This window comes from Cetobacterium somerae ATCC BAA-474, assembly GCF_000479045.1.
Lineage (GTDB): Bacteria > Fusobacteriota > Fusobacteriia > Fusobacteriales > Fusobacteriaceae > Cetobacterium_A > Cetobacterium_A somerae.
Window position 1 is genome coordinate 1 of sequence record NZ_KI518125.1, and the last position, 10603, is coordinate 10603.

Annotated in this window: 12 protein-coding genes; 3 read left to right on the forward strand and 9 right to left on the reverse strand. The window is 28.4% G+C overall.

Translation table 11 applies throughout. From position 1 onward, the window contains the following. Together HMPREF0202_RS05400 and HMPREF0202_RS05405 are read right to left on the reverse strand one after the other, a co-directional pair. Window positions 1-853 (reverse strand): CCA tRNA nucleotidyltransferase (locus HMPREF0202_RS05400; RefSeq protein ID WP_023052237.1); only part of this gene is annotated, 853 nt, incomplete at its 3' end. 7 nt (window positions 854-860) lie between these two features. Then, a complete protein-coding gene (locus HMPREF0202_RS05405) occupies window positions 861-2024 on the reverse strand; it encodes a nucleotidyltransferase (protein WP_023052238.1) in 1164 nt (387 codons plus the stop codon). Between the two features lie 126 nt (window positions 2025-2150). On the opposite strand from HMPREF0202_RS05405, the gene HMPREF0202_RS05410 reads away from it, so the two are divergent. Genes HMPREF0202_RS05410 through HMPREF0202_RS05420 form a run of 3 tightly spaced genes read left to right on the forward strand, consistent with a single transcriptional unit; the run spans window position 2151 to window position 4246 of the window. After that, window positions 2151-2918 (forward strand): type III pantothenate kinase, encoded by a 768-nt coding sequence (locus HMPREF0202_RS05410; protein ID WP_023052239.1) that lies wholly within the window; start codon window positions 2151-2153, stop codon window positions 2916-2918. Between the two features lie 21 nt (window positions 2919-2939). Continuing rightward, on the forward strand, window positions 2940-3599 hold the full coding sequence (gene modA, locus HMPREF0202_RS05415; protein ID WP_051364136.1) for a molybdate ABC transporter substrate-binding protein: 660 nt from the start codon (window positions 2940-2942) through the stop codon (window positions 3597-3599). After that, window positions 3596-4246 (forward strand): molybdate ABC transporter permease subunit, encoded by a 651-nt coding sequence (locus HMPREF0202_RS05420; RefSeq protein WP_023052241.1) that lies wholly within the window; start codon window positions 3596-3598, stop codon window positions 4244-4246. Before modA ends, HMPREF0202_RS05420 begins: the two co-directional genes overlap by 4 nt. A gap of 20 nt (window positions 4247-4266) precedes the next feature. Here HMPREF0202_RS05420 and frr read toward each other — a convergent pair whose 3' ends face one another. The 7 genes from frr to HMPREF0202_RS05455 form a co-directional block, all read right to left on the reverse strand. Continuing rightward, the gene (gene frr / locus HMPREF0202_RS05425) at window positions 4267-4827 is read right to left on the reverse strand and encodes a ribosome recycling factor (RefSeq protein WP_023052242.1); all 561 of its coding nucleotides are present in this window, start codon (window positions 4825-4827) and stop codon (window positions 4267-4269) included. Window positions 4828-4842: 15 nt separating this feature from the next. Then, window positions 4843-5559 (reverse strand): UMP kinase, encoded by a 717-nt coding sequence (gene pyrH, locus HMPREF0202_RS05430; protein ID WP_040406508.1) that lies wholly within the window; start codon window positions 5557-5559, stop codon window positions 4843-4845. A 75-nt stretch (window positions 5560-5634) separates the two neighbouring features. Continuing rightward, window positions 5635-6522 carry a translation elongation factor Ts gene (tsf, locus tag HMPREF0202_RS05435; RefSeq protein WP_023052244.1) on the reverse strand — a complete coding sequence of 296 codons (888 nt, stop codon included), beginning with the start codon at window positions 6520-6522 and terminating at the stop codon, window positions 5635-5637. 92 nt (window positions 6523-6614) lie between these two features. Beyond that, window positions 6615-7358, reverse strand: a complete 744-nt coding sequence (gene rpsB, locus HMPREF0202_RS05440; protein WP_023052245.1) for a 30S ribosomal protein S2 — start codon at window positions 7356-7358, stop codon at window positions 6615-6617. Window positions 7359-7472: 114 nt separating this feature from the next. Further along, the gene (gene pgeF, locus HMPREF0202_RS05445; protein WP_023052246.1) at window positions 7473-8204 is read right to left on the reverse strand and encodes a peptidoglycan editing factor PgeF; all 732 of its coding nucleotides are present in this window, start codon (window positions 8202-8204) and stop codon (window positions 7473-7475) included. Further along, a complete protein-coding gene (aroF, locus tag HMPREF0202_RS05450; protein ID WP_023052247.1) occupies window positions 8195-9214 on the reverse strand; it encodes a 3-deoxy-7-phosphoheptulonate synthase in 1020 nt (339 codons plus the stop codon). Before aroF ends, pgeF begins: the two co-directional genes overlap by 10 nt. 26 nt (window positions 9215-9240) lie before the next feature. Next, window positions 9241-10603: PD-(D/E)XK nuclease family protein (locus HMPREF0202_RS05455; protein WP_023052248.1), on the reverse strand; the 1363-nt coding region annotated here is incomplete at its 5' end.

Genomic DNA, 10603 nt, shown 5'->3' on the forward strand with positions numbered 1-10603 from the left:
TCGATTTTTTACTTTTATTATCCAATTTTAAATAATTTAACTCATCTTTACTTTTATTAAAAATAACTACTAATTTTAGTACTAAAGATTCCTCTAATAAAAATAAGCTATCTATTTTATCTAAATCTTCTGATATCTCATTTAATTTTATATTTTTATATGTCTTTGGAAATAACTCTTCAAAAACTCCTAAGTCATATAAAGATTTAAAAGAATTACTTGAATTCTCTCCTTTTAGCATCTTAAAAAATTCATCTTGAACTCTTTCAATAGAAACTCTTTTTATCTCATTTTTGCACTCTTCTATCTCTTGTTTTGTTTCCTCTAATATCAATAATTTTTTTTCTCCCGCTATTCTTATTCCCCTTAATATCCTTAATGGATCCTCTTCTATTCTTTTTTTCCCATTTCCAACAAATCTTAAAACTCTATTTTTTATATCATCTATTTCTACTTGTGATAAATAAATCAGATTACTCCCATTATAAGCTATAGCATTAACCGTAAAATCTCTTCTCTTTAAATCCTCATAGATATCATTAATAAATTCTACTTCAGCTATATTTCTAAAAGATGTAAATGTCACATCTCTTCTTAACTTTGCAATCTCATAACTTTTACCCTTATAAACTATTTGAATTATTCCAAAAGCTTTTCCAATCTCTTTTGGTGAATAATCTTTAAAAATATCTTTTAATTTTGAATAATCTATATCTGTACAAAAATCACAATCTTTAGGAATTAAGCCTAGTAAATAATCTCTTACATAACCTCCTACAATATATCCCTTACCATTAGCATTTAAGATATTTAAAATATCTTTTATATCTTTTGTTAATTTTATTCTATCCATAGTACCTCTACTTTATAATTATAGGTATTTTTCTATCCTCATACGGATTTACCATTGCATAAATTTTACTTGCCACTTCATTTTGTTCTAATAAATCTAAGGAATCTTTCTCTAAATATTTTTGTATATTTTTTAATGAAGTCAAAACTTCTACTTCTTCATCTTTTAATTTTTTTAAATAATTTTGTCCCTCTTTAGTAAATCCTAAAACTCTTATATAAGGAATTTTTTCTTTTACTTTTTCTATTTGCTTTTTTTCTATTCCTAAAAGTATGTGAATTAAAATTCTCTGAACTCTTCCTTGAGTATATCTTTTACTTTTTATTTTTTCAAAAAAACTTTCAAATTCCTTACAAGAAAAAGCAGCCTCATATATTCTATTTTCATATCCCTGTTCAATATCTTGAATTCTTTCTAGTTTTTCTTTTTCTAAAAGTATTCTATGTCTTATAAAAGGATAAAAATCTTGTAATTTTGCAAAGCTATTTTTTTCTAAACTCTCTTTTAATATTTCATATGTTGTATCTGGTACAACATCTTTTATCTCTTCTCCAGATTGAATTTTTTTTCTAATACCAGTGGCACTAGCAATTCCATCTTTTATCTCTTCTGAATAATATCCACTTTTTTCTCTCTTTATAGCAATTGGTTCTATTTTACTTTTCCAAAATTTTAAAGCCTTAATATACTCAACACCTAAAATATCATTAGAATCTAACTCATCTGTTTTATCTAATATCTTTAAAGTATTTGAATAAGCTGTTGGATAAGAATGTCCCTCTTTCAATTGTTTTTTTAGTTCTACTTTAAACTCCTCTTGTTCTTCTAAATCTCCTCTTTCGATTAGTTTTTTTACATCCCCAGTTTCAGACCCAAAAACTAGTTTTTCTATATTCATTAAATTTAATATTCCTATTGCTCCTCTAGCAAATATTTCTGCACTTTGTGTTGAATAGAATATCGGCAACTCCACCACTATATCAACACCATTTTTTAAAGCTAACTCCGCTCTTGTCCATCTATCTATAAAAGCTGGTTCTCCTCTTTGAACATAATCTCCACTCATAACTGCAACTACAACATCACCGTGCTCTTTAGCCTTTATACAATGATATTTATGTCCATTATGAAAGGGATTATATTCTACAACTATTCCTACTGATTTTTTCATATAAACACCTCATACTCTATTTATTACATTATAATTCATTTAAATAATTTATCCGAGAAAAATTTACATTTTTTCAAATATAGTTTATAATATGGATTATCTAAATTTTTATTAGGCGGTGATTACATGCTTTTAGCTGTAGATATTGGAAATACTCATATTGTTACTGGTTTACTTAATCCAAAAGGAGAGGTTCTACTTAGCTTTAGAGTATCTTCAAATGAAAAATTAACTGAGGATGAATACTTTTCATACTTGAAAAATATATGTGATTTTAATGGTGTTGAAATTAAAGAATTAAATGGAATTGTTATTTCATCTGTCGTTCCAAATTTAATTGGAATATTTCAATTTCTAGGAAGAAAATACTTTAAAATTGAACCTATGATTATAGATTTAAATTTAAAACTTCCATTTTCTTTTGCTGAAAATCTTCAAATAAATGGTTTTGGTGCTGATAGAATTATTGATATTGCCCAAGCTATAATTGATTATCCAAAGAAAAATCTTGTTATATTCGATCTTGGAACTGCAACTACATATGAGGTTTTAAAAGATGGAGTTTATATTGGAGGTGGAATTTTACCTGGAATAGAGATGTCTATTAATGCTTTATTTGGAAATACTGCTAAACTTCCTAAAGTTAAATTTAGTACTCCAGAAAGTGTTCTTGGTAGAAATACTGCTGAACAAATTCAAGCTGGAATTTTCTACGGTTATGCTGGGCAATTAAAAAATATCATACATGAAATAAAAAAAATTGTTCCTGATCCATATATTATAGCTACAGGAGGTCTAGGAAAAATTCTTTTTGCAGAGATTCAAGAAATCGATGAATATTGTCCTGAATTAAGTCTTAGAGGTTTATATACTCTTTATCAAATGAATAAATAATATTAACTAATGGGGGGATTTATGAAAAATATTATTTTTATTTTCATTATTTTATTTCAATCTATTTTTTCTAAAGAGATTTTAATAAGTGGTGCAGCGTCTTTAAAAGAGTATTTAGAAAAAAATATTCAAGAATACAAAGCTATAGATCCTGAATTGACTATCTCTTTAAATTTAGGAGGTTCTGGAACTTTAAAAAGACAACTAGAACAGGGTGGAGATGTTGATGTTATTTTTCTTGCTAACAGAGATTATATGATTGATTTAAAAAATAATAATTATATATTCAATGAAGAAGTTATTTTAGAAAACTCTTTAGTTTTAATAAAAAATAACAACACATCTTCTAATAACGGTGTTTTAGCTATTGGTGACCCTATGTATGTTCCTGCTGGCCAATATGCAACTGAAGTTTTAAATAACCTTCCATTAAAAGATTACTCTTTAGTGCACGGAAAAGATGTTAGAAGTGTACTTTCTTATGTTGAATTAGGAGAAGCCGATTTTGGTATAGTTTATTTAACAGATGCAAAGTTGTTAAAAAATTCTAAAGTTATTGAAGTTTTTCCAACAAATCTTCATAAACCAATTGAATATTCAATTGGTATTTCAAAAACAACTAAAAATAAAGAGGATGCTGAGAAATTTTTAAAATTTTTAAGAGGAAAAGGTTGGGAATGATTACACCTCTTAAATTGTCTTTAAGTATTGTTTTTTTATCTCTAACATTTAATTTACTTTTTAGTATTATACTTTATTTTTCCTTTAATAATAAAAATAATCTAAAAAAAATAATAGAATTTATAGTTACTTTACCTATTTTTTTACCTCCTTCTGTTATTGGATATATGTTGATTATTTTTTTAGGAAAAAATAGTTTTATTGGAAAAGTTTTTTATAACCTTTTTAGCTTTAGATTTATATTTTCTTTTGAAGGAGCGGCTATTGCTGCAATAATAGTTTCTCTGCCTATAATATACCAAGGCGTTAAAGTTGGGTTTGATACTATTGATAAAGCTTATATAGAAACAGCGCAATGCCTCGGGGTCTCTAAATTAAATATGATTAAGTATGTTTACCTTCCATTAAGTTATCGAAAAGTTTTTTCTGGAGTTATTCTAGGAATTGGGCGAGCTTTTGGAGAATTTGGAGCAACTATTTTAATTGCTGGAAATATTCCTGGAAGAACTCAAACTTTACCATTAGCTTTATACTCTGCTATTGAGTCTGGAAATTATTCCTCAGCTAATGAAGTTTTAATAATTTTATTATTTTTTAGTGGTTTATTCTTAATATTATATATTTTACTTACAAAAAAAGAGAGCTAAACTTAGCTCTCTTTTCAACATTATACAGTTGTAATCTCTTTTTCTTTTAAAGCAAGAAGTTGATCAATTGTTTTAATTGTTGCATCTGTTAACTTTTGAACATCATCTTCAAATCTCTTTAAATCGTCCTCAGTTATTTCTCCTTCTTTCTCTAACTTTCTTAAGTTATTGTTCATATCTTTTCTGATATTTCTAACTGCAACTTTTCCATTTTCTGCTTCAGTCTTAGCAAATTTTACATACTCTTTTCTTCTATCAGCAGTTAACTCAGGTATCATTAATCTAATAACTTTTCCATCGTTGTTTGGAGTTAATCCTAAATTTGAAGTCATTATAGACTTTTCAATTGTAGGTATAACTGATTTATCCCAAGGATCGATTACTAATAATCTAGCTTCTGGAGCTGATACAGTTCCAACTTGATTTAATGGCATTAATGATCCATATTGCTCTATTTTTATTCCATCTAACATTGAAACGTTAGCTCTACCTGCTCTTATTGATGCAAATTTATGCTTTGTAGATTCGATAGCTTTATTCATTTTATCTTTACAATCATTCATTATTACTTGTGCGCTCATTTTACCCTCCTAAAATTATCCGTTTATTACTGTTGTTCCTATTTTTTCACCAAGAACTACTCTTTTTATATTTCCCTCTGTTAATGAATCAAATACAACTATTGGTAACTTATTTTCTCTACATAAAGAGATTGCAGTTGCATCCATAACTTTTAAATCTTTATTTAAAACCTCTGTATAAGTAACATCTGTATATTTTTTTGCATCAGCAAACTTTACAGGATCCTTATCATAGATTCCATCAACTTTAGTTGCTTTTATTACAACATCTGCGTTAATCTCTATCGCTCTAAGTGCTGCTGCTGTATCAGTTGTGAAATAAGGGTTACCTGTTCCACCACCAAATATTACAACTCTACCCTTCTCTAAATGTCTTTGGGCCTTTCTCTTTATAAAAGGTTCAGCTACCTTTGGAATTTCGATTGCAGTTTGTACTCTTGTAGGTACTCCTAATAATTCAATTGCGTTTTGAAGAGCCAGTGAGTTTATAACTGTTGCTAACATACCCATGTGATCTCCAGTTACTCTGTCTATTCCTTGTTCAGTTCCAGATAATCCTCTAAATATATTACCACCACCGATAACTATTCCTACTTCTACTCCTAAGTCTGCTATCTCTTTTATTTGTTTAGCATATGAAGTTATTGTCTCTGAAGAGATTCCAAATTCTTGGTCTCCCATTAAAGCTTCTCCACTTAATTTTAATAGAATTCTATTATAAATTGGCTTCATCTCAAAACTCTCCTCTATTATCATATTTAGCTTAAAAAAAGGGGGTGCTAAGTCGCACCCCTATACTTTGTTGTATTACGCGTTAAGTTGAGCTGCAACCTCTGCTGCGAAATCTACTTCTTCTTTTTCGATTCCTTCTCCAACTTTGTATCTAGCGAAAGAAACTACTTTAATATCTCCTGCGTACTCTGCAACTGTCTCTTTATTTTCAGCTTTTACGAAAATTTGGTCAACTAAACAGCTCTCCTCATAGAACTTGTTCATTTTTCCAACTAAAATCTTTTCGATAATTTGAGCAGGTTTTCCTTCAGCTTCTAATTGCTTTCTAGAAATCTCTCTCTCTCTATCTAAATCATCTGTTGTTACAACTGATCTGTCAACATATTTAGGATCCATAGCTGCTACGTGCATTGCGATATCCTTAGCTTTAGTAATGTTAGCTTCTGTTGCCTCTCCAGTCATCTCAACGATAACTCCTAATTTTCCTCCTAAGTGGTTGTAAGTAGTTACAAACCCTTCAGTAGTTACTTTTTCAAATCTTCTTAGAGACATGTTCTCTCCGATTTTTGCGATTAAGTTAGTTATAGTTGTTTCAACTGTAACTCCATCAATCTCAGCAGCTTTTAAATCTTCAACAGTTTTGATCTCTGGTCTTAAAGCGATCTCTACCATTTTTGCTCCTAAAGCTTTGAACTCATCGTTTTTAGCAACGAAGTCTGTCTCAGAGTTGAACTCTAATACTACTGCTGTTTTGTTATCAGCAGAAACACCGTCAAATATTAATCCCTCTGCAGCTGTTCTTCCTGATTTCTTAGCAGCTTTAGCAATTCCTTTCTCTCTTAGTAAGTCTATCGCTTTTTCGATATCTCCGTTTGTTTCTCCTAATGCTTTTTTACAATCCATCATTCCAGCACCAGTTCTATCTCTTAGTTCTTTTACTAATTTTGCTGTAATCTCTGCCATTTTTTCCTCCTAAATTTTTAGAATTTTTACATATCTATATAGTACAAGGAATTGAGGGCATAGCTCTCAATTCCATTAAATTCAAGTATTTATTACTCAGCTGATCCTTCTTCAACAACGATTTCGTCGTTTGAAACTGCAGCGTTTTCTTTTCCTTGGTTTCCTTCGATGATAGCGTTAGCCATTACAGAAGCGATTAACTTTACTGATCTGATAGCGTCGTCATTTGCTGGAATTGGGTAAGTTATTAAATCAGGATCCACGTTTGTATCGATCATAGCGAATACAGGGATTCCTAATTTAGCAGCTTCTACTACTGCTAATGTTTCTTTCTTAACGTCTACTACGAATATAGCAGCTGGAACTTCTTTCATATCTTTAATTCCTGATAAGTTTTTAGAAAGTTTTACTAACTCTTTTCTGAAGTTAGAAGCCTCTTTTTTAGTGTATGCTGTATCTAATGTTCCATCAGCATCCATTCTCTCTAATTCTTTTAATCTCTCTACTCTAGTTTGGATAGTTTTGTAGTTTGTTAACATTCCACCTAACCATCTGTTGTTTACGTAGTACATTCCTGATCTTTCAGCTTGATCTTTTACAGCTTCTTGAGCTTGCTTTTTAGTTCCTACGAATAAAACTTTTCCACCGTTTGCTGCGATTTCTCTCATTACAGCATAAGCTTCCTCAATTTTCTTTAAAGATTTGTGTAAATCGATTACGTGGATTCCGTTTCTCTCAGTGAAGATGTACTTAGACATCTTTGGATTCCATCTCTTAGCTTGGTGTCCAAAGTGAACTCCAGCTTCAAGTAATTGTTTCATAGTAATTACTGCCATTTTTTAATTCCTCCTAATTTTGGTTATTTCTTCCACTGATCTCAAAACTAAACATCCCCTAAGGGCACCTTGTTTAGAAATAATCAATGTGCATTTTATTAGCAAATTATTGTATCACTTTTTTCTATTTTTGTCAACAAATATATATGCTCCATTTCTTCCTGAATCCTCTTTTTCTCTTCTATAAGAGTGAAAATTATCTCTATATGTGCATAGATTATTAGTTATTATATTTTTTTCCTGTATTCCAATCTCTTTCATAAGATTATAATTAAATTTCTGGTTATCAAAATAATATTTACTTTCTTTTTTTAAAAAAACTTTTTCTAAAAGTTTCTCATTAAATTTTCTCTTAAATTTCAAGTAAAAATCTTCTGATACTTCATAATTCTCAAGAGATATTCCTATTCCAAATGCTACTATAATATTTTTTACCTTACTATTAAATTCTTTTATCATCATCTCAATAGCTTTTGAACCAATATTTTCAAAACTTCCTACCCATCCTGAATGAATACATCCAAAAGCGCCATTTTCACTATCATATATATAGATCGGCAAACAATCAGCATATTTTGTAAATATAACTACGTCATCTCTTTTAGTTATAAATCCATCTGTATCTTCTGAATAAGTTGTTGTTTCTTTATCAATAACTACAATATTTGATGAGTGTGTTTGAAATCCTGAATAAATTTTTTTATCCTCTATATTTAATATTGAGTTAATTTTATTTCTATCCTCTTCTTTTTTTACATCTCCAAAGCTTTTAGTAGTGTAAATTGCCTTTAATCCTAACTTTGAAAACTCATCAAGTTCATAATAAAATTCTTTATCTATAAACATTTTAAACTCTCTTTAAATTCCAATGTTTTTTTCATTTTTTTACATAAAATTTCAAACTCTTGAAAATTTAAACTTTGTTCTCCATCAGATAAAGCACATGCTGGATTTTGATGTATTTCTACCATCGCACCATCAGCTCCTGCTAGGATACATCCTAGTGTCACTGGTTCAACTAAAGATTTTTTACCCGTTCCATGACTTGCATCTATTATAATTGGAAGATGAGATTTTTCTTTTAAAAGTGCTACACCATTTATATCAACAGTATTTCTAGTTGCAATTTCAAATGTTCTAATTCCTCTTTCACAAAGAATAACTTTTTCATTACCAAAAGCAACTATATATTCTGCCGCCATTAAAAACTCTCTTATTGTAGCACTTAATCCTCTTTTTAAAAGAATAGGCTTATTTGTCTTTCCTAGTTCCTTTAATAAGCTAAAATTTTGCATATTTCTAGCTCCAACTTGAAATATATCTGTATATTTTTCTATCAACTCTATATCTCTAGTATCCATTACTTCTGTTACCATTACAAGGTCATATTTATCACATGCTTCTCTCATATATTTTAGGCCCTCTTCTCCTAAACCTTGGAAGTCATATGGAGATGTTCTTGGCTTAAAAGCTCCACCTCTTAAAAATTCTCCTCCATTTTCCTTTACTACTTTAGCAATGTCCATTATCATCTCTTTATTTTCAATTGAACATGGCCCTGCCATTAAAATTAAATCTGTACCACCTATTTTCCTACCTTTTATTTCTATAAGGGTATCCTCTTTTTTAAACTCTCGACTAACGAACTTAAAAGGCTTTCCTATCTTTATAGTCTCCTTAACTATTGAGAATTCCTTCAATTCTTCCTTAGTTAGTCCATCTTTTTTTCCCATTATTCCTATTTTTTTTATGCTACCATCTAAAATCTCTAAAGCTCCATGTCCTGTTTTTTGTATAAATTTCTTCAGCTCTAAGATTTCTTCAGATGTAGCACTTTCTTTTAACACTACATACATTTTTATCACCTAATTTTTTATTATTATTATATCATATTTATACCAAAACAGTGCTTTTTAAATTCACATTTTAAACATTTTTCTTCAGACAATCTTTTTTCTGAAAACATACCGTTAGATATCCGCTCTGTTATCGAATCAAAATCCTTTAAAATTTCTTCTTCGTCTCCTATATTATAAGGAACTTCAATTTTATTTTCATTTTTTACAAAATATATATATCCACCTGAAACTTTCTTCTCACTATTCATTGATAATAAATAACAATAAAGTTTTATTTGTGATATATAATTTTCTAAACTCTCTTTATCTATACTATCTGATCCTGTTTTAAAATCTACTATTTTTAAATTTTCTCCTTCTTGTATAATTAAATCTAATTTTCCTTCAATAGTATAAGCACCTCTAAATACAAATAAATTTTTTTCAACATCTACTATTTTATTTTTTAATAAATCACCATTGTAATAATTTAAAATTTGTTCTAAACCTTTATTTAAAACTTCTTTATCTAAAAATAAATTCTCCTTCTTTTTCATAAATTCATAATCAGAGTAGTATTTATTTTGTATTTTCTCTATATTTAAATCTTTACCATTTAATATAGAAAGATTTAAATGCTCAAAGCTTTCATGAATTAAAGTTCCATAAAAATTTTCAATTGTTTTTTTCCTTTGAAAATCATAAATTTTATTTAATTTATATCTATACGGACACTCTTTATATTTTAACAAATCTCCCGTATAAGAATAACTATCTTTAATATCTATAATACTTGTATTTTCTATATTTAACTCTGAAAAGTTTAAGTCTCCAGATAATATATCTGGAATATTTTCATAAACTCTTTTAAATGGTAAAGATGGTATCTGTCTTTTTCCTTTACTATTTTCTATACAACTTAAAATTAACAGATTTTTAGCTCTTGAGAAGGCTGTATAATATAATCTCCAAAAATCAAAATCTTTTATTCTATACTCAGGCTCAAAATCATTATAAGGAATGTATTTTTTTTCCAATTCTTCATCATCATTCTTATCTGATTCAGGCACACTTTCTAAAGATCCTACTATTACTATTGGAAACTCCAATCCTTTTGACTGATGAATTGTTAAAAATGAAACTGCACCTTTTGGAGCATATTCTTTTATATCTTCATATTCATCAACTCCATTTTGTTTTAAGAATTTCAAATGCATTGTAAAAAAATAATCTCCAATTTTTATTATATTTTCATTATTTAAATTTTGAATGCTAGATATCTTATCTGCTTTTTCAACAATTTTTGAAAATATACCTAAATTATATAAAGCTCTATTTTCTAAGACACTATTATCTTTATTTTCAAATATTTCTTTAAAACATTTTATAGAAATAATTTTATAATAT

What these genes read in the sequence shown, in the direction of transcription:
- frr (WP_023052242.1), bottom strand. Translation starts at nt 4,827, where the DNA reads ATGAGCGCACAAGTAATAATGAATGATTGTAAAGATAAAATGAATAAA.
- HMPREF0202_RS05410 (WP_023052239.1), top strand. Translation starts at nt 2,151, where the DNA reads ATGCTTTTAGCTGTAGATATTGGAAATACTCATATTGTTACTGGTTTA.
- pyrH (WP_040406508.1), bottom strand. Translation starts at nt 5,559, where the DNA reads ATGAAGCCAATTTATAATAGAATTCTATTAAAATTAAGTGGAGAAGCT.
- HMPREF0202_RS05420 (WP_023052241.1), top strand. Translation starts at nt 3,596, where the DNA reads ATGATTACACCTCTTAAATTGTCTTTAAGTATTGTTTTTTTATCTCTA.
- pgeF (WP_023052246.1), bottom strand. Translation starts at nt 8,204, where the DNA reads ATGTTTATAGATAAAGAATTTTATTATGAACTTGATGAGTTTTCAAAG.
- modA (WP_051364136.1), top strand. Translation starts at nt 2,940, where the DNA reads ATGAAAAATATTATTTTTATTTTCATTATTTTATTTCAATCTATTTTT.
- aroF (WP_023052247.1), bottom strand. Translation starts at nt 9,214, where the DNA reads ATGTATGTAGTGTTAAAAGAAAGTGCTACATCTGAAGAAATCTTAGAG.
- HMPREF0202_RS05405 (WP_023052238.1), bottom strand. Translation starts at nt 2,024, where the DNA reads ATGAAAAAATCAGTAGGAATAGTTGTAGAATATAATCCCTTTCATAAT.
- tsf (WP_023052244.1), bottom strand. Translation starts at nt 6,522, where the DNA reads ATGGCAGAGATTACAGCAAAATTAGTAAAAGAACTAAGAGATAGAACT.
- rpsB (WP_023052245.1), bottom strand. Translation starts at nt 7,358, where the DNA reads ATGGCAGTAATTACTATGAAACAATTACTTGAAGCTGGAGTTCACTTT.